Origin of the sequence: Anaerobacillus alkaliphilus (assembly GCF_004116265.1) — a bacterium.
In the GTDB taxonomy this organism is placed as follows: domain Bacteria; phylum Bacillota; class Bacilli; order Bacillales; family Anaerobacillaceae; genus Anaerobacillus; species Anaerobacillus alkaliphilus.
Genome location: NZ_QOUX01000047.1, coordinates 24,083 through 48,182 on the forward strand (window position 1 = coordinate 24,083; position 24,100 = coordinate 48,182).

Consider the following 24,100-nt stretch of genomic DNA (forward strand, 5'->3'; position numbering starts at 1 on the left):
AAGCTTAATTAGGGCAAATAGTAATTTTGTTCATAATATTGTCATTAATTCTTGTGTCATTTTCATGTATTATAGTAACTTAACTATGAATTTAACTGTTATAATAGTAGAAACAGATAAACAAACAAGAGAAGGAGAAAGTGACTGCGAACATGGAACTAAAACATAAGAATGAACTAGAACAAAACGGTCGTTCGTTACGGTCTACGGTACGACAATTGGTAGAGCATCGATTGTTTCAACCGATTGTCATTGCAATTATCTTTTTAAATGGACTAATCATCGTGACTGAAACTTATTTCATTGGTAATCAGTTATTACTAGTGTTGGATAAAATTATTGTTTGGATTTTTGTAATTGAATTAGTTGTAAAAATGATAGGACTCGGGTTTAGGGGTTATTTTTCCGATCGGTGGAACTGGTTTGATTTTGGTATTGTCATAGGAAGTTTAGTCTTCTACTCAACACCATTTGTCAGCGTACTAAGGCTAATAAGGGTTTTACGACTCATTAGAATGATCCCGGCGATTCCTGCATTACGTAGAATCATTGACTCATTAATGAAGTCCGTGCCTGCTTTATCCGGAATTTTAGGATTATGTATTTTAATCTTCTCAATTTACGCCATTATTGGAACAACATTTTTTAGTGAAGTGCTGCCGGCGGAGTTTTTCGGAACGTTCCATAATTCGCTTTTTACATTAATGCAGGTGGTAACGTTTGAGTCATGGGCTAGTCAGGTTGCGAGACCAATTATTAATGAGGTACCTTGGGCTTGGGTCTACTTTGTAACGTTTATTATTATTGGTGCGTTAGTTATCTTAAACCTTGTAGTTGCTGTCATCTTGAGCTATTTAGGACAAGACGAAGAAGCAAAACGAGAGGAACAGATGGCACGTCTTTTCCAAGAAAATCAAGATTTAAAGAACGATCTTCAAGAAATAAAGCAATTACTTTTAGAGAAAAAGTAATATGAAAGACGTTATCCAATAGGGTAGCGTCTTATTTTATGTTTCTTGATGATATTTAGCTAAAAATCTAGTAAGATGGCATAGGAATAAATTTTTTTAGGTAATGAAAAAATAGAAAAAATTACTAGTTACAAAGGAGAGAATTACAATGCAAATTATTACGTGGGATGAAAATGAAAAGGTAAAATCGTTGGAAGATCAGGCACTGGTTAATCATCTAGAAAATTTATTAAACGATAGTACATATGATCCTGATACAATTTCCACAAAAGATGCGTTAGTTTATTGCAAAATGAAGTTGATGGGAGAACATCATGCCATTTTGGTTAAGAAAATGGAAGAGTTGTTAATGAATTCAGAAATCTATCTACTTACGTGGGATGGGGAAGCGTCGGACGGTGGCGAAATGTTTCGATTAACTTCTTATGAGATTGAGGACATGGCAAATGGAACGTTGTTTATGGAGTTTGAAGAGTAACAGGAAGGGGATTGTGCCTGGAGTTGTAAAGGGATGGAAAAACCGGTCACTAATCCGCTCTATTAGTGCCTGAATTTGTAAGGTAATGGAAAAACCGGTCGCTAATCATCCTGAAAACCTCTACAAAGACAATTTGCTTCTCATACTAACAGGAATTATCTGAGTTTCCGTCGAATAATTTCAATGAAACTATTATATAAAGGAGCAAACTATGACATCACCTATTACAGTCTCTCAAAAAAGGAATAGTAAAAAATCAATATTTCTAAAAGTTTTACTTGGATTACTAGCTGCGTTCATCATTGTTTATCTGCTATTATTATTTGTCTTTATTCCAGAACGTGACACGCATCCATTTTTTACTCATTATGATGAGCCGTTAATTATTGCACATCAAGGTGGGTATCACTTAGCACCATCTAGCTCAATAGCTGCGTTTGATAAGGCGGTTGAAATTGGCACGCATGTACTAGAGTACGATCTTCATATTACAAAAGATGGATATCTTGCTTTAATCCACGATCCGACGGTTGACCGTACCACAAACGGTACTGGTGAAGTAGCATCAATGACCCTAGAAGAAGTACAAGCATTAGATGCGGGGTATTCGTTTCAGGATCTAAATGGTGAACATAGCTACCGAGATCAAAGTGTGTATATCCCTGATGTTCGAGAAATGTTCGAACGCTACTCAGATAAGCTTCATATGATTGAGATTAAAGATACTAACCCTTATGATCGAATGGATGAAATCATCACGACACTTTGGAATCTAGTGGAAGAATTCAATATGCAGGACAAAGTCTTAATCGCAGCGTTTGATAGTTTTATCTTAGATCGTGTAACTGAATTGACGAATGGCCAAGCTGCTACAGGTGGTGGGAAAAAGGAAACAACGAATTTTGTAATTACGCATAAGTTTTTCCTACAACCGTTTTATTTTCCGAAGGTAGACTCATTTCAACTACCACTAGCGCAGGCTGGCTTTGATCTTACAGACAAAAAGCTTATTAGAGGGGCAGAGCGTTTAAATCAACAGGTTCATTATTGGACGATTAATGATAAGGACGTTATGCTTAAACTACTAGAAAAAGGTGCACATGGGATTATTACCGATCGTCCTGATTTATTGCACGAAGCAATTGAAGAATATAAAGCAAATAACTAAGCCGTAAAAGCCGTTTATCAAAGATAAGCGGCTTTTTCATGTCTATAAAACTCGTTTAGACCCCAAATAACGACCTTCTAAGAGCAATGGACGAAGTGCTGCTATGTGTACCTCTTTTTCTTTTCTGCTAGTATGGAGAATTGTTCCTTTCCCTAAGTACAAAGCAACGTGACCAACTTTCTCAATGCCCTGGTTTGTCCTTCTTTTTTCGGTTGTGAAAAATAATAGATCACCTTTTTTCAAGTCTTTAAACGCAACTTTTTTGCCTACTATAAATTGCTGGCGGGAGTTACGTGGAAGCTCAATCCCGTGTTCTTGAAATATATATTGTATAAATGAACTGCAATCAAAAGTATTCGTTTGAAAGGGTGGTGCATTAAACACGTATGGTGTTCCTAGGTACGATAAGCCTGTGTCGATTATTTTATCCGCAATCATGTTAGCGCTCCTTCTTTCAGTGTTACTCTATCTTATCGCTAAATCTACTTTCTGATTGGACAAGGGGAGGAGAGAAATCGCACATTTTTCAATTGCCTAGTGGGGTGGGTTTGGTTAAACTTAATACAAGAGGTGTTAAAAAATGGATACAACTACAATCATTTTAGTAATTGTACAAGGCCATGCTGCTGGTTTGTTCTTTTTGTTTGCTCACTTAATTAAGAAAAAGAAATACTATGGCTTAATTTCTGGATTTTCAATGAAAAGTGAGGCGGAACAAGAAGAGCTTATCAAGAATGGCTATCCTCAGGCTGTAGGAAACATCATGAGTAATTCAGCCTGGATACTACTCATTGGATTGATCTTATTACTTTTAGGATTAGAAGCAGCAATCTTATGGTCATATGGGATATTAATGCTGTATATGTTTGGACACTTGTTATACATTAGTAAACGAGACGCCAAGAGAGTTAGAAAACGAAATTTTATCATCTTGGTCAGTGTAACAGTCATCACCCTTGGTGGAGTAGGAACTTTATTTTACCTTGGGGAACAACCGAACTACCTCACAGTAACAGAGGAAGAAGTGGTTGTTAGTGGGATGTATGGTCTCACCTGGCCGTTAACAGAGATTACAAACGTTGAATTAGTTGAGGAAATCCCAAGAATTCGTGCGAGAACTAATGGATTTTCGACTAGTCAGCGGGCAAAAGGGAAGTATCGTTTGGATGAGTTGGGAAGTGGTACGTTATTTCTTTATCGTGATCATCCACCGTTTCTAGTTGTTCAAAAAGGGGAGGATTACTTTATCATTAATTCAGAGAACGAATCCGAAACGATTGCTTGGTTTGAAAACATAGGAAGTGTGTTAGTGAAATAGGGAAAGACATAAACGGGGATGTAAAAAAGGAGAGGCTTAAAATCAAGGTTCTATTAAGAATTCTAGTAAGTTTGGTTGTCCTAATTCTCGGCTTAGCAATTATTGATCATTATTTCAATGGGGTTCTAAAATATATACTATGGGGTATAATAATCTCAGTAATTATGTTATACAACGAAAAGAAAAATCAAGAATTAAAGAGAACTTAGTAATTATACAATGGCTTTGTTTAAATCTATGGAATCGTCTAGTTTAACAAGAGTTAGGCGATTTTTTATACAAAAAAGCACCGCGATTTACGGTGCGATAAACTATTTATTTCATTAACAGTCTTATGTTTATATTAAGATTGTCATTCAAAATGCTAGCCACTCGTTGACAAGCTTTGATTTACCATCTTTCACTTTAAATCGAGTTAATTCTATGTTCATGTTTTCAAACTTTCTGTTTACTATTTTATATGTGTAATTGTCTTACCTTGTTTCAACAATAGACCTTGTTTTATAGAACCAAGATCCAATCACAAAAGTAATAACTCCCCATAAGACCATAATTCCAATCCCGGCCCAAAGCGTAGGTGTAAAGATACTAGTTTGATAGATCATACTTTCTCTCAATCCTTCAACAAAGTAGGTGAGTGGGAGAATATTTGAAATTGGCTGGATCCACTGTGGCATTGTTTCAATCGGAAAGAATACACCACTTAGAAACATCATCAGAAAGCTTGATATATTTGCGACACCCATATAAGCCTCGGTTGTTTTACTAAATGAAGAGAAGAAGTAACCTAGGGCATTAAAGGACAAGGCACCGAGTATAAAGACGACAAGAAGCGTTGGAAAATTGATATAAAGCTTCGCGCCAAAGATGAGTGTCCCAATCAGTGAGAGAAGGACGATTTGGACGATACTAAACAAAAAGCGCATCGTCATATCGCTGAAGGCATACATGTTCATGTTCGCAGGTGTCATTCTAAGTCTTTTTAATAAGCCTTTGCGGCGCATCTCAACTAAATCAACCATTCCGAACATGCCGCCTTGGGCGATCGCTAATGCTATCATACCGGTGAGTAAGAAATCCGTGTAGCTCAACTCGTTCGTACTTGAAGAAATCGTCTCAAATTGCAATTGGTATGTAGGTGTTGCCCCTACGACAATAAGGTTTGATTGCTGAATGATGTTAGCTAATATCCCCGACAATGCTTGTGTAGTTACACCTTGCTCATTTTCTGTGTTGACTAATAAAAGAATAGAGGTTGACTCGGCTGTTTCTGGTAAAATAATCGCTCCGTGAACATCCTTATTTTTGACCATTTCCTCGGCTTCTTCACGATTACCCGAAGTTTCTACTTCTAGAACTGGTATATGACTTAGTTGCTGAAGCAACATCTCAGAAGTTGGATTTGGATTTTCATCCACAATTGTTATTTTTGCAGAAAAATTACTATCTGAGCTACCACTAAAGATCACCATGAAAATCGTCATCAAGATCACAGGGAAGAAAATTCCCCAGAACCATGCTTGTTTTTCACGCATTGTGATTTTTAATTGTGCAAGAAACATTTGTTTAAATTGTTTATTCACGTTAATCCCTCCATTCCTTACCGGTAAAAGCGATAAAGACGTCTTCCAAACTCATTTCGCGAATAGAGACTTGTTCGACTTGATAATTCTTTTCTTTGGTAAAACCAAATAGATGGTATAAGGCATCTTCAGGGTTCGTGGTCCACAGCTTTAAAGAAGTATTTTCTCTTTCCGTTCTGGTGACAGAATTTAATGTTTCGGAAAAAGCAGTTGCCTCAATCGCAGCGTCGATACCGTCGAGGAACGATAAACGGACTTCGCGTTCTTCTGTTAAGCGGTCGATTAAAGCGGAAGGTGTGTCAATCGTTACAACCTTGCCTTGGTCGACAATACAGACACGGTCACTTAATTTTTCGGCTTCTTCCATATAATGAGTCGTTAGGATCGTTGTTTTCCCTAAGTTCTTTAGTTGTAAAATGATATCCCAAATGTTACGACGTGCTTGCGGGTCAAGACCTGTTGTCGGTTCATCAAGAAAGATGATATCAGGATCGCTAATCATCGCGAGTCCAATCGCTAATCGTTGCCGCTGTCCACCTGACAACTTCTTCACTTGATTTTTTCTGTGTTCAGTTAGGTTAATGAGTTCTAGAATTTCTTCAGTTGGGCGAGCCTTATCATAGAAAGTAGAGAAGAGATCTAAATTTTCTTCTGGAGTTAACAGATCAAACATCGCACTGGATTGTGGTTGAATGCCAATTTTTTGTTTAATCGTTTTGTCATGTTTCTCCCAGGATAGCTCACCAAATCGGATTTCTCCTTGATCTGGAGAAACTAGTCCTTCAATCATTTCAAGTGTTGTTGTTTTACCGGCACCGTTTGGTCCAATGATCGTAAAAACCTCTCCGGCTTCTACAGCAAAACTAATGTCTTGAACAGCTTGTATCGTGCCAAATGATTTCTTTAACTGCTTTACTTCTAAAACCGACATAATTTCTCCTCACTTTCTTTCTCGTTAGATCTTCAACAATTCTACTACGTTTGCTCACTGGAAAAAGTTTCATTAACATCCGTTAACTATATTTTCACGACAAAGTAATTATTCAGGATTAACAGAAACTAAAAAATCTGTTTTTGGGAAATAATACATGGGATGAATGTAACAAAGGAGGGTTTCGCTTGGAGAACACGTTGAAGGTAGGGGATCTTGCACCTGACTTTAGCTTACCCGCGACAAAAGCAGAGAAGATTTCACTTTCTGATTATCGTGGTAACAAAAGTGTTGTTGTAGCTTTTTATGGAATGGATTTTACCCCTGGCTGAATTAAAGAAATCGCCTCTTGGAAAGAGGATTATAAACGGTTTGAGAATTCAAACGCAGAAGTGTTAGGGATCAGTGTGGATCATATTCATTCACATCGTGTATTTGCGGCTAGTATGGGAACATTGCCATACCCGTTAGTTTCGGATTGGCATAGGCAGACAGTGAAAGACTACCATGTTTATAATGAAAGTGGTGGTGTCGCAAAACGGTCTGTGTTTGTGGTGAATAAAGAGGGGATTATAACCTACCTGAATACATCATTTAAGGCCGATAAAAAAGAAGATTATGAGTCTGTTTTTAATGAACTAGAAAAGTTAGTGTAAACGAAAAACACCAGAGAAGAGCCTCTGGTGTTTTTTTATGCAAATAACTTCTGGTAGTTTTCCTCAGTAAAAGTTTTAAATGGTGTTTCTGGGAGTTGTTGAAAATTCGCCATCGCTCTGTTGATCGATGTATATGCCTCTTCTTTATTTCCTAACTTATTATGGCAAAGTGCCTTGAAGGTATCTACTACGTAGAGAAGTGATAGATCAAACGGATGATGAACATCCGGGAATACCACTTTTTCTAAATAGCTTAAGGCTTCTTCATACCTACCTAAATAGAAGAGAACTTTCCCTTTCTCTAAGTTGAACCAAGGATCAAAAAAGTCTAAGTCGTCCTGATTTACAAACATTTGATCAATTTCCTCTAACGCTTTTTGATAGTCATGCTTTTCAGATGTCAGCAACATGACTTGTAACAACTTATAAAATAGGAGAGAACCTTGGTTGTCGGCAAATTCGCCGTATTGTTTTAGTTTTTCAAGATAGTATCGTCGTTTTTCCTCATTATTTGACATCATTGCTTGGGCTGCTGCCAATCGATACAATTCATCTACTCTGTAAAAGAGCTGTTTTTCCTTAGCATAATTGATCGCTTGTTCCATGATGCGTGTCGCTGACTCTGAATCACCAATCGCATAATGCAGGACGGCTTCGTGATAATCAAGATCAAGTCTTGTCATTGGATCAATATAAGCATAATTTGCTTCAATCTCACTTCGTTCTCGTACAAAAATTTCTAGTGAGCTATCGTAATCATGAATGATAAATTTACTAAAGGCACGGTTTATTGCAATATTAGTTCGGTTAGCCGCAATATTTAGTTGATCAAACATTTTTGCTGCTCGTTCTGCTACTTCTAGCCAGTTTTCTTGATCATCACGGAATAAAGCATAGCTATAAATTTCTAATATTCGTGCAGCCTGATAGCCTTGAGTAAGGTTTTCAGCAAATGGTTCAATTAGCTCGATTAATTGTTTATATTTTTCAGGTGTCTTTTCACGGTCCAAGTTATAAATTTTTTCAACTTGTTCTAAAATATCTCGAAGTTCATCTGAACTAATCACTTCTAATAAATCTGCTACCTCAACCTCCAGTTGATCCGCAATATAAGCTAGACTCTCCATCGAAGGCTGTGCCTTATTATTTTCAATTAAACTGAGCATTCCTTTTGTTAATTGATTTCCAGCAAGCGCTTCAAGTGTCAGCTTCTTCTGTTTTCGTAATTTCTTAATTCGTTCTCCTAGCAAGATAAACACTCCTTCGCCCATTTAGTTTAATTATATTAAACTTTTACTTGAAAAGAAAGTGGGAGCATGATATGATTTGTTTAATTAAATTAAACTTTTAAAAAGAGGTGCGAGTATGGACTATCAATTGAAAGTGAAAAAAGCAACATACCATCTGTATACGTTCATGATCAGTAAGTTAATTTCATCGTTTGGAGCGCAAGTGTATACATTTGCGATTAGTTTCTATATTTTACAATTGACAGGATCTGCAACGAGTTTTGCTGTAAATTTAATTTGTAATATTTTACCTCGTACAATACTAGGGCCTTTTGCAGGAGCGATTACCGATCGCTATTCGAAAAAAGCAATTGTCATTATTGCACAAATTGCAACGACCATAACGATTGGGGGATTACTAGTTTTTACGTTAACACAAGGGCTGTCATTATCGGCAATTTACGTAACGACTGTGGTCTTGTCAATTACCTCGATGTTTTCAGGAATTGCTTTTACCTCATCAATTACAGCACTGATTAACAAAGAACGTATTCAAAAAGCGATGTCTTTAAATCAGATGGCAATTTCGTTTGCGGCGATCGGTAGTCCTGCGGTTGGTGGGATTTTGTATGGTGCTGTTACAATGCCGGTATTTCTTATTATTTATATGATTGCTTCGAGCATTGCCGTTGTACTAGAATCTACAATGAATTTCAAGCTATTTGCAAAGGAGAAAGAAGTTGTTGAGGGTGTTGAGAAGAAAGAGTCACTCTTCAAGAGTATTAAGCTAGGAATCGATTATTTAAAGTTACACCCAGTGATTTTACTGTTACTATGGGTGGCTTTAATGGTGAATTTCTTCTTTGGAGCGTTTGAAGTTGGATATTCCTACATTCTTATTGAAAAATTACAGATAGAGTCGCAGCATTTCGGCTTTACGCAAGGGGCATTTTCAGTCGGTATGGTGGTAATGTCAGTGTATTTTTCAATCAGAAAAGAAGTCAAATATCCGTTTCTTGTATCAAAAAGAGGCATTATTGGAATATGCCTAATCATGGCGGCAGTAGCTATACCTCTATTAACCTCTTTGTCTTACAATCTTGTTGTAGGGTATTATTTAGTCTTGATGCTTTGTTTTGGGTCATTAATTATTGTCATCAATACGCCAATCCAAGTAATGCTACAAAAAACGATTGACGAAGATTATAAAGGTCGCGTATTTTCCATTATTGAAACGATGGCTATGGCGCTCACTCCACTAGGAATGGTTTTATACGGCTTCCTATACGACATATTCCCAGGTCAGTATATCCTATTCGTGTCTGCAGGATTGTTGCTAAGTGTCGTTCTTTTCCTAGCAAGACCAAGTGCGATTAGAAAAATTCATCCAGAACTTGGGGTCACTGAGATTGTTAGAGAAGAAGTAAAGGCAGTGTAAGTTTACTATGAAAGACCAAATCTTTGGATTTGGTCTTTTTTTGAGTAGCTATTGTCGAAAAGTATCAAAACAAAATTGGGCCAACAGCGAATATAATAAATGGTGAGAGAGTGCTTTATAATTTAACAGGAAATGAGGAACAACTTATGACGGTCAAACCACTCGACGAAACCATTTGTTTAAAACAATACCTCTCGGAAAAAGACTATCAAGAACTTCAAAAGCTAGAGAAGCAATGCTATTCATATGATAAAACAAAATTAAAGTTAGAATTAGATTTTAAAATAGCAGTAAGTAGAAATGCTCCTTCTGGCTTAAAAGAGATTAATGAGTTTTTCTATTATGTGGATGAGCAATTGGTTGCTTACTTAGGGATTTCTAGTTTTGGAGGAAATATTGGCGAGATCAATGGCATGACTCATCCAGATTATCGTAAAAAAGGTGTATTTAGAAAGCTCTTTACTTTGGCAGAGGATGAGTTGAAAAAGAGAAGCTTTAAAAAGGTGTTACTTCTGGCTGATGGGAAATCAAACTCTGGTCCTACCTTTATCAAATCTGTTCAGGGAGAATATGAATTTTCAGAGTATCGAATGAAGTATTTGAATGATGTTACCTTTGAAAATACTGCTTCTGTTACATTACGAAAAGCTAGGGAAGTGGACGGGAAGGAGATTGTTAGACAAAATACCATCTATTTTAACATGCCCCAAGATGCCGAATGGTCACTAGAGCAAGAGGAGTCAGAAAACAAATCAACATTTATGGTTGAGTTGGATGAGAGAGTAATTGGGAAGATTTGCGTAACTTTTACAAATCGCACAGCTTATATCAGTGGATTTGGAATATTGCCTGAGTTTCGAGGCAAAGGGCTTGGGAAATCGGCGCTAACCAAGCTATTACGATTCATCATTGAAAAAGATATAAACGAAATCGAATTAGATGTAGAGTGTAAGAATGATACGGCACTTAATTTATACAAAGCATGTGGGTTCGAAGTACTATCTGTGATGAATTACTATAAGTATGATTTGCAGGGAAGGTAGTATTGTTAAGATAGAGAAGAGATACTACTGAAGCGCTACATATATCTGTAGCGCTTTTCTTATTTATAAAATCATCAATTGTTTACTAGAGGGAGTAAGGTTCTCAATGCCGTCTTTTTTTATAATGATATCGTCTTCAATACGAACTCCCCCTAAACCAGATATGTAAATACCTGGTTCGACGGTAAAGACCATATTTTCCTCGAAACATTCATTTCCAGCAACAGTCGGTGCTTCATGAAGCTCTAAGCCTAGTCCATGCCCAATACCATGAATAAAATACTTGCCGTAGCCGTATTTTTCAATATAATCACGAGCAAGCTGATCATAGTCTTTGACAGAAAGGCCAGGGCGAGCTTGTTCTTTCGTATATTCGAGAGTTTCTAAGACGATCTTGTAGATTTTCTTAAGCTCTGCTGATGGTTCTCCTACTGCGATGGTTCGGGTCATGTCCGAAAGGTAGCCATTGTAAACAGCACCATAATCCATGGTAATGATGTCGCCATGTTCAATTACTTTATCGGTGGCACGACCGTGTGGAAGTGCAGATCTCACGCCCGAGGCAACAATAGGGTCGTTGGAAGAACCGCTCGCACCAAGCTTCTGCATTTGATAGATTAATTCTGCAGAAATGTCTCGCTCAGTAATTCCGGGTTTGATCATTCCTAAGACATATTCAAAGGCCTCTTCCGCAATGCCCGCAGCTTTTCGCATCAAAACTAATTCTTCCTCAGATTTAATGATACGTAGGGATTCTACGATATTGGATGTTCCAACTAATTCAGTATGTAATGTTTTTTGGTAGGTGTTTAGCTGTGTGACACTCGTATGATCGGCTTCATAACCAAGCTTACGAATATTCAATGTTTCTAGAAGACTAGCAAGCACCTCAAGCAGGTTTTTATTGTGCTCAACGACTGCAAACTCTTTCGCTTGAGTACGGGCTTGATCGGTATAACGTCCATCGACGATGACGTAGGCGTCTGACATAGAAACGAGTAGTACTCCAGCAGTTCCGGTGAATTCTGACAAATACCTTCGGTTATATGGACTAGTAATTAACAATGCCTCTAGGCCAAGGTTAGTTAACTTTTCACGAACTTTTGTTAATTTCATTAATAAATCATCTCCTCGTACGATTTTCTATATTTTAACATACAGGTACCTATTTCTAGTTAAAATGTTTGGAAAATGCTAGAATGAGGAAAGTATAGATTTATCTATTATAACGTCAAACAAGTGAGAGTGAGGTAGAAACGCATGAATATTGCTGCTCCTATTAGCAACCTAGACAAATGTTCACTCATAAATAGCAATGGCGGTCACATTCTTTATATGTTTAATGAGTTAGATCTATATGTAGAGAATGCAGTAAGCTTTATTCTAAAAGGTATAAGCGAAAAAGCTGTTATATTGCTGATTGTTCCTGATAATATACATACAATGATTAATGAAAAGGTAACAGCCAGAGGATTTAATTCGACACAATTACAGGAAATTATTCGATATTGTCCAGAAGAGTTTTATCTAAATGACTTTAAATTAAATGCAACTGTTTCTTCAAAGAGATTAGTAGAAACAATAGCGCCTTTTCTTGAAAAAGGTAAAGCCGTCCGTACTTGGGGTGAGGTTCCTATCACGAACCAGGACAATATTTTGGAGATGCTTAGATTATATGAATGTAATTGTGATGGGTTTATTGTTGAAAATAGAGTGCTTTCAGTCTGTGCTTATCCGGCACTTACTACACCAGCTTATATACAAAACGAGTTACTCAAAACTCACACGCATCTTATGACGGATGATGATGTTGGCAAATCTCCGTTATACAATAGAGAAAATCATAAATTTCCAACTTTAGAAGAATTTACTAGGCTTCAAAGAATTAAAGAACAAAATCAAGCCTTACTAGCTGTGAATTTTCAACTAGCGAATGAAAACGCTATAGTAAAGGCGAAAAACGAAATAATTCAACAAAGTGAACTGAAACTTCGAACGATTATTAATGAATTGCCAATTCCTATAATCATTCGGTCGAAATGTAAACTACTTTATGTAAATGAAATGGCGAAAGTACAATTAGACAATACAGACCATTTAACATCATTTTTTAAAGAGTATGATGAGCATCTCATGGAGTCGCATTCTAGTAAGGTTAAGGAGCATCAGTTTATCTTAACTAACGGTAAAAAGAAATATTTTCTGGTTAAATCAATTCACATTCTTTTCGAGTCAAAGTGTGCGGTTATGCATTCCTTTGTAGATATAACAGAGGAGAAAGAAAATGAAACTCTTGTTATTCGTTCGGAAAAAATGAACATTGCTGGTGAACTTGCTGCGAGTGTTGCTCATGAACTACGCAACCCATTAACGGCAATCAAAGGATTTTTTCATGTACTAAAAAATAGTGGTGAAGAAAAGGACTTTTACTATAACATTATTGACGATGAACTTAACCGAATTGAGCTAATATCAGGTGAGCTTTTAACATTGGCAAAGCCACACTCTGAAAACAGAAAAGATTATAACTTGGTTCAATTGATTGAAGAAGTTAAGTTATTACTTACGTCTGAATCGAACATGAAAAGTATTGAAATAATACTAAAAGTAGATCAAGAGGAAATCTACCTTAGCTGTGAAAATACGAAAATTAAACAAGTTTTTATAAATCTGATTAAAAATTCCATTGATGCGATGGATGATGGTGGTAATATTGTAATAACTGTCGGAGTTATTCAGGAGACCATTGAAGTTCAGGTTATTGATCAGGGGTGTGGAATTCCTGAGGAGTTACTTGACAAAGTAGGTGAACCTTTTTATACGACAAAAGAAAAAGGGACAGGCATTGGAATGATGGTCTGTTATCAAATTATTGAAAATCATGGCGGGAGTATTGAAGTAGACAGTAAGGTGGATGTTGGAACCACTTTTACGATTCGACTACCTCGTTTAATGTAGTATTTTTAAGATGGTATGAAATTATATACCATTTTTTTTTATATATTGGGGAAAAAATGGTAGATAAACAATGTTCTAGGGTGTAATATGATAATTAAAAAAATATTCTGAATAAGTCATCCGTTATGAAATACAAGGGGGAATACAGAGCAAAAGGTGAAGTATCTTATCAATCCAATTATTTGAAAATATAAGTAAAGAGGTTGATGAACATGTCAATGGATGCAAAGGAATTATTTGTTAAGGAACCTACGATTTTTAATCATGTAGGTAATAAAATTAGAACTGAAGATCGTGAAATTAACATTATTGCTAGACTTGAAGAACCGCTCATCGTTATATTAGGCAATGTATTAAGTGATGAAGAATGTGATGAGTTGATTAGGCTTTCACAAGATCGGCTCCAGCGCTCAAAAATCGGAAACATTCGTGCTGAAGATGCACTAAGAACAAGTAGCAGTATGTTTTTTTATGAGGCTGAAAATGATGTTGTTGCTAGAGTTGAAAAAAGGATCTCACAAATCATGAATATTCCCGTTGAACATGGGGAAGGGTTGCAAATCCTAAATTATCAAATTGGCCAAGAATATAAAGCACATTACGATTATTTCGCTTCAGCAATCAATCCTAGAATAAGTACACTTGTCATGTATTTAAGTGATGTAGAGTACGGTGGGGAAACATATTTTCCAAAACTAAACTTTTCCGTATCTCCACAAAAGGGGATGGCCGTTTACTTTGAATATTTTTATAACGATCAAACGTTAAATGAGCTAACTCTACACGGTGGAGCACCGGTTATCATTGGCGACAAATGGGCTGCGACACAGTGGATGAGAAGGAAGAAAGTTAATTAATAGATGAAGAGAAGTGTCACTGGAATAACAAATTCAAACTAAAGGCAAAAATTAGCGTAAAAAACTGATAGCGTTTTTTGCGCTTTTTTTATTTACTAATGATAGCTTTTTCCTAATATTTGCGAATGCTAAACTAGTAATAGTAGATGTATTGTTTAGTGATATGATTTATGACTGTATTAATAAACTTTTATTTGTTGGGGAATTTTTTGTGAGGTGCGAGAATAATGGGTGAAAACGAATGGTTTGGTGAAAGGAAATGTGTAGTGGCGACTATGCATCAGAAAGAAGAGGTTATGGCTCCTATTTTAAAGAGAGAATTATCGGTTGAAATAGTACTCCCTAAAGATTTCGATACAGATATGTTCGGTACCTTTGCGGGTGATGTAGAAAGGGTAGGCGATCAATTAGAGGCTGCGAGAAACAAATTGCATAAAGCTTTAGAGTTAACGGGATGTGATCTCGGTATTGCTAGTGAGGGCTCGTTTGGACCACACCCAGTTGTACCGTTTTTACCATTTAACCAAGAATTAGTTCTTTTTATTGATAAAAAGAACGATCTTGAAGTTGTCGGTTTTGTTGCAAATACTGACACAAACTTTGGAAGCAAGGAAGTAAAGAGTTTTAAAGAAGCCTATGAGTTTGCAGTATCGAAATATTTTCCAGAACATGGTGTAATTCTTAAAACTATGGACGGAAAAGTTATTGCAAAGGGAATCGTCCTTGAGGAAAAATTGAAGGAAGTAATTGAGGAGATGGGACTCGGAAGTAGCGAAGAAGGGTTTTTCGTTGAGACAGATATGAGAGCGATGTACAATCCCACTCGAATGAAAAATATTGAATTGGCAACTATGAATTTAGTAAATAAGTTAATCAACTGCTGCCCTAGCTGCCAAACACCTGGGTTTGAGGTTGTGGATAGAAAAAAAGGCCTACCATGTGAGTATTGCCATCGTCCAACGGATCTAATTAAATCAGACTTGTGGGGCTGTAAAAAATGTCTTCACCAAGAGGAAAGAGAATATCCTACTGGTGTCCGTTTTGCCGATCCGTCTAGATGCAATTATTGTAACCCTTGATAGACATTGGTGACAATAATTAGAAATAGTGGTATAATAAGCTAAATTGTTGAAGGAGGAAGGTAAGTTTATGGAACCAACTAATTGCTAATATTAATTTTTTGAAATTAATATGTTCTATTGAGCGAAGAATTTGCCTACTATCGTAGGTTATTTGACATGCTCTTTATGGAATTTGGCAATTAGAAGGGTTACTTATTTTCCTATACGAACTGTTATTGATTGTAGAGATAATTCTGCAAGTAGGTAGACATCATTCTGCCTATAAAAAATAGTGGGTATTTTGGGCTGTAAGAAGACTATCTTCTTACAGTTTTTTTATTTGCAACCCTCCATAATGGGCAATAATACAATGAAAGAGGGAATTTACATGTTTGAACTATCGTTGAACGGTGTTAAAAAATATATGGATGCAAATCTGATTTTAAAAAATATTTCGTTTCAGGTGTATGAGGGTGAAAAGGTTGGAATTGTTGGGGCGAACGGAAGTGGAAAGAGTACCATCCTAAAATTAATCGCAGGAATTTTGAAGTTACATTGTCATCCAGGTAATACATCGACTCTAGGGTATGATGAGGGTATTATTTCAATACCAAGAGGAGCGACAAGAGCGTACCTTGAGCAAATTCCACAAGATTACGCCGGTTATCGAGTCATTGATATTTTGAATATCGCTTTTACTGAAGTTCGTAGTATTGAAACAGAACTACGAGGATTAGAGAGTAAGATGAAAACTCTTGAAGGTGTAGCATTAGAGAAAGTATTAAAGCAATATAGTGAGCTTACTCAAGTGTTTGAAGTAAAAGGTGGCTATGAGATTGAGGAAAAGCTAAGTAGAGTCTGTAAGAGACTAAACTTTTCAGAGAGCTTCTTAACTAAAGACTTTCAGCTGTTAAGTGGTGGAGAAAAAACGACGGTTGGTCTTGGGAAAATCTTAATCGAAAACCCAGATATCTTATTGTTGGATGAGCCAACCAATCATTTAGATATGGACTCAATTGAATGGCTGGAAGATTATTTGAAGAGCTATAAAGGAATCGTCATCATCGTGTCGCACGATCGCTATTTTTTAGACAATGTCGTTTCAAAAATTATCGAGATTGAGGATATGGAATGTGAAACGTATAAGGGGAATTATTCTGCATTTGTGAAGGAAAAGGAAGAACGCATGCTCCTTCAGTTTGAAGATTTTCGGGAACAACAGAAGCAGATTAAGGCAATGGAGAAATCGGTACGAGAGTTAAGAGATTGGGCGCAACGATCCGATAATAGTAAGTTTTTCAAACGGGCCGCAAGCATCCAAAAAAAGCTTGAAAAGATGGAACGAATAGAGAAACCAATGTTTGAACGAAGGAATATGAGACTAAGTTTTAAAGAAACGGAGCGCTCAGGGAATGAGACGATTAAAGCAAATGAGCTTTCAAAAAACTATGATGAAAAAGTGATTTTGAAAGATGCGGACTTACTGGTTTATTATGGTGAACGAGCGGCTCTTATTGGTGCGAATGGAAGCGGGAAAACAACATTTTTGAAAATGTTATTGGGTGAGGAACAGCCTGACAGCGGTGTGGTGAAATTGGGTGCTAATGTGGAAGTGGGATACCTACCTCAAAATATTACGTTTAAAAACGAGGAGCTCACGGTAGTCGAATGCTTCAGAGAAGACTTTTTCATTATGGAAGGAAAAGCTCGAGAGTACTTGTCGAAGTTCATGTTTTACGGCAGCAGCGTGTTTAAGAAAGTAAAACATTTATCTGGTGGAGAACGTATTCGGTTGAAGCTGAGTCAGCTTTTATATGAGGATGTAAACTTGTTAATTCTCGATGAGCCGACCAATCATTTAGATATAAATTCGATTGAAACTTTCGAAGCAGCCCTTGAAGAATTCCAAGGCACGATCTTCTTTATCTCCCATGACCGTTATTTGATCAATAAGATTTCTGACAGGTTGATTTCCTTGGAGAATATGAAGTTTGTAAATCATGCTGGGAACTATGATGATTATAAGGCTGCGAAGGCTTCTAGTGTCGTTGAGGCACCCATACTACAGCAAAAGAGTGAAAAAGTCATCCGTGTTGTTGATAAAAAGAGACAGCCAGACGGGGCGAAACTGGAACTGCGGATGGAAATTCTTGAAAATGAGATCAAGGAGCTTGATTTAGCGATGGCGGTATCAGGAATAGAGTATGAAGCGTTAAATCAGCTTTATTTTAGGAAAGAAGAATTAGCCAAGGAATTAAATGAGGTAATGGAGATTTGGCTAGAGATGAATAATTAGCTGGATGAATGAATGACCGGGTGGGGAGCACTCGGTCTTTATTTGGTTGGTGTAAATAGGAGTTTGCTCCTATTAGGAGGGAAGTTTGTATCATTTTTTCGGGGGATGGTGGAATTATCGGCAAGGATGTAAGAAACTGTAAAAAGCGTGTTAGGTTGGTGGTGAATCGACGATAGATCTGTAAGAAATTGTTAAAAACGTGTTCGGTTTGGGGTGAATCGACGATGGATCTGTAAGAAACTGTTAAAAGCGTGTTCAGATTGGGGTGAATCGACGATGTGTCTGTAAGAAACTGTAAAAAGCGTGTTCGGTTGTTGATGAATCGACGATGGATCTGTAAGAAACTGTTAAAAACGTGGTCGGTTTGGGGTGAATCGACGATGGATCTGTAAGAAACTGTTAAAAACGTGGTCGGTTTGGGGTGAATCGACGATGGATCTGTAAGAAACTGTAAAAAGTATGTTCGGTTGTTGGTGAATCGACGATAGATCTGTAAGAAACTGTAAAAAGCGTGTTCGGTTGGGGGTGAATCAACGATGGATCTGTAAGTAACTGTAAAAACCGGTGCCTAATCGGCCGCATTGGAACCTGGACCTGTAAGTAACTGTAAAAATGAGGCACTAATCGGCCTCGTTAGGACCTGGGTCTGTAAGTAACTGTAAAAACCGGTGCCTAATCGGCCGCATTGGAACCTGAATCTGTAAGAAACTGTAAAAACCGGTCACTAATCGAACGTATTGGAACCTGGATTTGTAAGAAACTGTAAAACCGGTGCCTAATCGGCCGCATTGGAACTTGAATCTGTAAGTAACTGTAAAAATGAGTCACTAATCAGACGTATTGATACCTGAATCTGTTAGTAACTGTAAAAACAAAACACTAATCAACTAAAACTAAGCATACATAAGATTACTAGAAACAATCTAGCTTTATTTCATGTTCTTCTACTAGCAAAGGCGTTATGGAGGTAGTATAATTCTGATCAGGAGGTGAGAAAAATGACGGAAAAACAGTTTGATCGGTTTGAAGGAATGCTAACTCAGTTAGTATCGATGGTTGGGCACTTAAAGCAAGATGTAGAAGTTATTAAAGCAGATGTAGCAGAGTTGAAAACAGATGTAGCAATTCTTAAAACTGATGTGGAGGTTCTTAAAGCTGATGTAGCAGACTTAAAGTTAGATATGGCAAATGTAAAAGCCGATGTAGCAGAGCTAAAGTCAGATATGTTCAACGTAAAAGTAGAGATAACAGACATGAGAGAAACCCAGGAAAGACAACACAACGAGGTTATGGGCAAACTTGAATTATTGAGAATTGATCAGGAAATTACGTGGGCAAAGACGGTTGAAAATGAAAGAGAAATTGAGCGAGTGAAGAAACAATTACAGATGTAACCCAATTTACTAACTTCAATAGAAAAAAACTTCTTTTTTACCCCCTATTTTAAGACAACCCAATGATGGACAAATGAATATGTAAATAAACAGTCGATCATTGTATCGGCTGTTTATTTTTTTGTTATAAGTTGCCATAAACCTAGATTTAATCTATTAAGAGCGTAAGTAAGTAAAATGTAACTTACATAGGTTTGTAAAAATATGTCGTAAGATTCATTGCCAATCACTATTGAAAAATTAGAAAAGTTAATATATTCTGAAAATATAAATTAAGTGTTTAAACTTCAAAATAATAAAAACAAGAAGTTTTGACTTCTTAACTATTTACAATACAAAAAGGTAGGTGTCATCTTCGTGAAAATTTTAATAGGGCAAATTGCACACGAAACAAATACCTTTTCCACGGTTAAAACGACAGTGGAAGATTTTAAATCTTGGCAATGGTATGAAGATGAAGAAGTAGTAAGTAATCATCGAAACGTGCGTGACTTTCTTGGGGGGATGATTGATAAGGCAGAAGAGTTAGAGATAGAAATGGTACCTGGTTTCTCAACTTTTGCTATGCCCTCTGGAATTATTACAAGTGAAACAAACCAAAGGTTAAAAAATGAATTACTCGATCGAGTCCTGAATAAGGAGTTTGATGCGATCTGTTTATCTCTTCACGGTGCAGGTGTGGCTGAAGACACCTTTGACCTTGAAGGCGATATTTTAGAAGCCGTAAGAGCTGCAGTTGGAGAAAAGGTTCCGATAGTTGTCACCTTGGACCTACATGGTAATCTCACTGAAAAAATGGTTAAGTATGCAGATGTTTTACTTGGTGTTAACTATTACCCGCATGTAGATTGCTATGAGAGAGGGAGGGAAGCTGTCGGGTTAGCAAAAGAGATGTTAGAAGGAAAGCTTATCCCTACTATGTATTTAAAAACACTACCTTTACTCATACCGACATCGACGACAAACCAGAGACCAGCAAAGACGGTTAATGAGGTATGTTGGGAACAAGAGAAGAAGGAGGGAGTTTTTGATTGTACATTTTTTCACGGATTTCCATATACCGACATTCCAGAATTAGGTGTCTCTGTCTTAACAATCACGAATAACCAACCACAATTAGCGAAAGAAATTGCAGCTGTGGTTAGCCAGAAAATTTGGGAGTTACGGGAAGACTTTTTTCCGAAAATTGCTTCACCAAGAGAAGGGATTAAGGTAGCTCTAGAGATAGAGGGCGGGCCAGTAGTTATCAATGAAACTTCAGATAATCCAGGAGGAGGTACACCAGGTGATGGAACACATCTATTATCTGCCTTATTAGAGGAAGGAGTTAGAGACACTTGCTTTGGCTTTATTTGTGACCCAGAAGTGGTTAATTTAGCTCATCATGAAGGTGTAGGGAAAACAATTGATGTCTTATTAGGAGGAAAAACAGACGCAATGCACGGTCAGCCGTTAGCTGTTCAAGCTTACATAAAAACATTAGCTGATGGAACGTTTATTCAATCATCACCGATGGGCCGTGGTTCGAAGGTTAGTTATGGCAAGTCAGTAAGGCTTGTAGTAAATGGAATAGATATTATCGTTTGCTCAAAAAAGTCACAGGTGTTGGACGAACAAATATTTCTACTACACGGAATTGATGTTAGATCTTATAAGATTGTCGCATTAAAATCGAGTCAACATTTCCGAGCAGGGTTTGAACCGATTGCCAAGGAAATTATAACCGTTGACTCACCAGGATTAAGTAGTTTTCAGTTAGACTCCTTTACTCACACTAGGTTGGAAAAACCGATGTACCCTTTTTCAAAGGAAACGGTTTTTACAGAGGCACCGTTGAAAAATTGAGAGATAGAGAGAAACTAGAAAAGGAGATGTCATGTGAAAATAAATCGCGTTGATTTAAAACAAGTAAAAATGCCATTAAAAGCTCCATTTGAAACTAGCTTTGGAAGACTCACCTACAAGGAAATGATTATAGTTACTGTTTACAGTGAAGGATATGTGGGTTATGGAGAAAGTGTTGCGATGCCTTTTCCAATTTATAACGAAGAAACAAATGGGACGGTCTGGAGCATGCTTGAGGAATTCTTAATTCCACGAGTATTCGAAACAGAAATTGAACATCCAAGTGAAGTGTCGGATTTGTTTTCTTTTATGAAACGGAACAACATGGCTAAAGCCGCTTTGGAGTGCGCAATTTGGGACTTATATAGTAAACAAAAAAGCATTTCTTTATCAGAAGCGTTAGGTGGGAAGCTCACCGAAATAGAAGTAGGGGTAAGTATTGGAATTGAGGACACTGTTGAAGCGTTGTTACTGAAAGTTGATCAATTCCTTAAAGAAGGTTATAAGAAAATCAAAGTGAAAATCAAACCAGGCTGGGACATCGAGCCACTAAGAGCGATTCGTGAAACTTTTGGATACGAAATTCCCCTAATGGCTGACGCAAACTCAGCTTATACATTAGCAGATATTGAAACGCTAAAAAAGTTAGATGAATTTAAACTAATGATGATAGAACAACCTTTGGCCCACGACGATATTATTGACCATGCGAAATTACAACAGGAGATCTCTACCCCTGTGTGTCTAGACGAAAGTATTCATTCATTAGATGATGCTAGAAAGGCGATTGAATTAGGTAGCTGTAAAATTATTAACATAAAAATTGGTAGGGTCGGTGGTTTATCAGAGTCAATCAGAATTCATGACTATTGTGCCCAAAATAATATACCAGTTTGGTGTGGAGGAATGTTAGAAGCTGGCATTGGTAGAGCGCACAATATTGCCATTGCTTCATTAAGTAATTTTACAATTCCAGGTGATACGTCAGCGTCTGATCGCTATTGGCAGGAAGATATTATATACCCAGAAGTTACGTTGTCAAAGCCAGGAATAGTGACTGTTCCAACAGAAACTGGGATAGGTTTTAAAGTTGAAGAGAAGATCATTTCTAAATATGTGGTCAAAGAGTGTGAATATTTTTCAGAAAATTACAAAAACATTAAATCAGGTACTACTTAAAATTTATTATAAAAGGAGATGTCAATGGTCATGAAAAAGACAGGGTTTATCAAAATGTTTCTATTGTCACTATTCGTTCTTGTCGTCTTAAGTGCATGTAGCGGGAATTCAAAGGATGCACAAACCCAACCAACTGATCAAGGAAAAAAAGAAACGAACACAACTGTTGAAACCCCAAAACAAGGTGGAGGTACGATAACAGTCACCTCGGTTAGGGAGCCTGATACGGTTGATGTGCAACGTACAACTTGGGTTGATGACGCAAATAACCACTTATACGAGCCACTTGTAAGGTTTGACTTTGATGGAAAGGTTGTTCCAGCCCTTGCTGAAAGCTTTGAGGTTTCCCCTGATGGTTTAGTCATTACGTTCACATTAAGAGAAGGTACGACCTACCACACAGGAACACCTGTAACGGCTGAAGGAATAAAAAAATCGTTCCAACGATTTATGGACTCAGCTCCAACTAGCTATATGGTGGGGCCTTTAGAAGAAGTCGTTGTAGTTAGTGACTTGAAATTTGAACTTCATTTTAGAGAAGCATTTGCACCATTTTTAAGTAATGCAACAACTGCTTACTTAGCTCCGTTAGATCCATCTGTTATTGATGAGCTTGGTGATGACTTTGGAACAAAAGCAAGTGCTGCAGGAATTCTAAAACTAGCAGAAATTAGTAGAGGTTCATTTGTTAAATATGATACGTTTTCTGATTTTCAATTAGGCCAAGGGTATTCGCAAAATAAAGGTGCTGCTAATTTTGATAGTGTTGTCTTCCGGTTTATCTCAGATGACGATACTCGTATCCTTGAATTTAAACGAGGAAACTCTCAAATCATGTTATCCGTACCGCCGAACTATATTAGCGAGTTAGAAAATGATCCGCAAGTAGAGCTTGCTAGAACGCTTGCAAATGGTCATACGTATCTAGGCATGAACAATAAGAAACCAGTATTTCAAGATTTAAGAGTTCGTCAGGCAATCGCTCTAGCGGTAGACCGAGCACCGATTGTTGACTATGCACTAGAAGGAGCAGCGCAAGCATTATTTGGTCCACTACCTCCGACTATCCCAGGATACAGTCAAAAAGTTGAAGACCAAGCAGCTCAAATGTATGGGCGTAATATTGAAAAAGCAAGACAACTTCTTGCAGAGGCAGGATATGAACAAACGAACAATAACGGAATTGTTATGAAAGATGGAAAACCACTTTCAATAGAGCTTTGGGTTACGTCTGAACCTACGATGCAACGTATTGCTCAGTTATTACAAAATCAGCTAGCAGAAGCGGGAATTGAGATGAGAATTTCAGTTCAGGAAGACGCAACCATTCGTGCTCAATCACCTGAAGGAGCACATGAGATGTTGCTATGGACATACGGCTGGTACGACGCTGATATCCTACACTCGCTATTTGGTCGAGGAATTTCTACCCGTGTTCATTATCAGAATGATGCCCTGATTGAGATCTTAGAAAAAGCTCGTGTGGAAGTCGATCCAAATGTTCGAATGAAAATGTATGAGGATGCACAGATGATTATTGTCGAGGAATCGCCTTGGGTGCCACTGTTTGTTCGCCAAAATGTTGTTGCATATCGTGATATTGAAGGTTTCCAGGTTCACCCAATTACAGGGTCAATTATCTGGTCTGATATTACAAAAAAATAGTACGGAATAAAGTAGGGGATTGACCTAGAA

General features: G+C 37.3%; 20 protein-coding genes and 1 pseudogene. 15 read left to right on the top strand and 6 right to left on the bottom strand.

Annotated elements, in window-relative coordinates; genetic code table 11:
- Positions 1-152 precede the first annotated feature (152 nt).
- The 3 genes from DS745_RS20540 to DS745_RS20550 all read left to right on the top strand — a co-directional run bounded on the left by DS745_RS20540 (position 153) and on the right by DS745_RS20550 (position 2,617).
- The gene (locus DS745_RS20540) at positions 153-971 is read left to right on the top strand and encodes an ion transporter (protein ID WP_129080136.1); all 819 of its coding nucleotides are present in this window, start codon (positions 153-155) and stop codon (positions 969-971) included.
- Positions 972-1,119: 148 nt separating this feature from the next.
- Entirely contained in the window at positions 1,120-1,449 is a 330-nt protein-coding gene (locus DS745_RS20545) for a hypothetical protein (protein ID WP_129080137.1), read from the top strand.
- A gap of 211 nt (positions 1,450-1,660) precedes the next feature.
- Positions 1,661-2,617 (top strand): glycerophosphodiester phosphodiesterase family protein, encoded by a 957-nt coding sequence (locus tag DS745_RS20550; RefSeq protein WP_129080138.1) that lies wholly within the window; start codon positions 1,661-1,663, stop codon positions 2,615-2,617.
- A 42-nt stretch (positions 2,618-2,659) separates the two neighbouring features.
- Here DS745_RS20550 and DS745_RS20555 read toward each other — a convergent pair whose 3' ends face one another.
- Positions 2,660-3,055 carry a C40 family peptidase gene (locus DS745_RS20555; RefSeq protein ID WP_129080139.1) on the bottom strand — a complete coding sequence of 132 codons (396 nt, stop codon included), beginning with the start codon at positions 3,053-3,055 and terminating at the stop codon, positions 2,660-2,662.
- 142 nt (positions 3,056-3,197) lie between these two features.
- Between DS745_RS20555 and DS745_RS20560 the strand changes: the two genes are divergently transcribed.
- A complete protein-coding gene (locus tag DS745_RS20560) occupies positions 3,198-3,935 on the top strand; it encodes a DUF3784 domain-containing protein (RefSeq protein ID WP_129080140.1) in 738 nt (245 codons plus the stop codon).
- Between the two features lie 345 nt (positions 3,936-4,280).
- Here DS745_RS20560 and DS745_RS25225 read toward each other — a convergent pair.
- The 3 genes and pseudogenes from DS745_RS25225 to DS745_RS20570 all read right to left on the bottom strand — a co-directional run.
- Positions 4,281-4,366 (bottom strand): annotated as a pseudogene (locus DS745_RS25225) (DUF6176 family protein); the annotation flags it as partial.
- 42 nt (positions 4,367-4,408) lie between these two features.
- Positions 4,409-5,518 (bottom strand): ABC transporter permease, encoded by a 1,110-nt coding sequence (locus tag DS745_RS20565; RefSeq protein ID WP_241657887.1) that lies wholly within the window; start codon positions 5,516-5,518, stop codon positions 4,409-4,411.
- A gap of 1 nt (position 5,519) precedes the next feature.
- On the bottom strand, positions 5,520-6,449 hold the full coding sequence (locus DS745_RS20570) for an ABC transporter ATP-binding protein (RefSeq protein WP_129080141.1): 930 nt from the start codon (positions 6,447-6,449) through the stop codon (positions 5,520-5,522).
- Positions 6,450-6,649: 200 nt separating this feature from the next.
- Between DS745_RS20570 and DS745_RS25230 the strand changes: the two genes are divergently transcribed.
- Entirely contained in the window at positions 6,650-7,105 is a 456-nt protein-coding gene (locus tag DS745_RS25230; protein WP_241657922.1) for a redoxin domain-containing protein, read from the top strand.
- Between the two features lie 35 nt (positions 7,106-7,140).
- On the opposite strand, the gene DS745_RS20585 is transcribed toward DS745_RS25230, so the two are convergent.
- Positions 7,141-8,355: a helix-turn-helix domain-containing protein gene (locus tag DS745_RS20585; protein ID WP_129080144.1), complete on the bottom strand. Its 1,215-nt coding sequence runs from the start codon at positions 8,353-8,355 to the stop codon at positions 7,141-7,143.
- Positions 8,356-8,470: 115 nt separating this feature from the next.
- On the opposite strand from DS745_RS20585, the gene DS745_RS20590 reads away from it, so the two are divergent.
- Together DS745_RS20590 and DS745_RS20595 are read left to right on the top strand one after the other, a co-directional pair.
- Positions 8,471-9,772: an MFS transporter gene (locus tag DS745_RS20590; protein WP_129080145.1), complete on the top strand. Its 1,302-nt coding sequence runs from the start codon at positions 8,471-8,473 to the stop codon at positions 9,770-9,772.
- A 146-nt stretch (positions 9,773-9,918) separates the two neighbouring features.
- Complete coding sequence (locus DS745_RS20595) at positions 9,919-10,815, top strand: GNAT family N-acetyltransferase (RefSeq protein WP_129080146.1); 897 nt, start codon at positions 9,919-9,921, stop codon at positions 10,813-10,815.
- 63 nt (positions 10,816-10,878) lie between these two features.
- Here DS745_RS20595 and DS745_RS20600 read toward each other — a convergent pair whose 3' ends face one another.
- Complete coding sequence (locus tag DS745_RS20600) at positions 10,879-11,931, bottom strand: M24 family metallopeptidase (protein ID WP_129080147.1); 1,053 nt, start codon at positions 11,929-11,931, stop codon at positions 10,879-10,881.
- 144 nt (positions 11,932-12,075) lie between these two features.
- On the opposite strand from DS745_RS20600, the gene DS745_RS20605 reads away from it, so the two are divergent.
- The 8 genes from DS745_RS20605 (at position 12,076) to DS745_RS20640 (ending at position 24,070) form a co-directional block, all read left to right on the top strand.
- Positions 12,076-13,773 carry an ATP-binding protein gene (locus DS745_RS20605; RefSeq protein WP_129080148.1) on the top strand — a complete coding sequence of 566 codons (1,698 nt, stop codon included), beginning with the start codon at positions 12,076-12,078 and terminating at the stop codon, positions 13,771-13,773.
- Positions 13,774-13,985: 212 nt separating this feature from the next.
- On the top strand, positions 13,986-14,630 hold the full coding sequence (locus DS745_RS20610; RefSeq protein WP_129080149.1) for a 2OG-Fe(II) oxygenase: 645 nt from the start codon (positions 13,986-13,988) through the stop codon (positions 14,628-14,630).
- Positions 14,631-14,857: 227 nt separating this feature from the next.
- Positions 14,858-15,709, top strand: coding sequence for a DUF6671 family protein (locus DS745_RS20615; protein ID WP_129080150.1), 852 nt, complete (start codon positions 14,858-14,860; stop codon positions 15,707-15,709).
- A gap of 370 nt (positions 15,710-16,079) precedes the next feature.
- On the top strand, positions 16,080-17,987 hold the full coding sequence (gene abc-f, locus DS745_RS20620; RefSeq protein WP_129080151.1) for a ribosomal protection-like ABC-F family protein: 1,908 nt from the start codon (positions 16,080-16,082) through the stop codon (positions 17,985-17,987).
- A 998-nt stretch (positions 17,988-18,985) separates the two neighbouring features.
- Positions 18,986-19,381, top strand: coding sequence for a hypothetical protein (locus tag DS745_RS20625; RefSeq protein ID WP_129080152.1), 396 nt, complete (start codon positions 18,986-18,988; stop codon positions 19,379-19,381).
- 357 nt (positions 19,382-19,738) lie between these two features.
- Positions 19,739-21,226 carry a M81 family metallopeptidase gene (locus DS745_RS20630; RefSeq protein ID WP_129080153.1) on the top strand — a complete coding sequence of 496 codons (1,488 nt, stop codon included), beginning with the start codon at positions 19,739-19,741 and terminating at the stop codon, positions 21,224-21,226.
- A 33-nt stretch (positions 21,227-21,259) separates the two neighbouring features.
- Complete coding sequence (gene menC / locus DS745_RS20635) at positions 21,260-22,405, top strand: o-succinylbenzoate synthase (RefSeq protein ID WP_129080154.1); 1,146 nt, start codon at positions 21,260-21,262, stop codon at positions 22,403-22,405.
- Positions 22,406-22,429: 24 nt separating this feature from the next.
- Positions 22,430-24,070, top strand: coding sequence for an ABC transporter substrate-binding protein (locus tag DS745_RS20640; RefSeq protein WP_129080155.1), 1,641 nt, complete (start codon positions 22,430-22,432; stop codon positions 24,068-24,070).
- Positions 24,071-24,100: the final 30 nt, after the last annotated feature.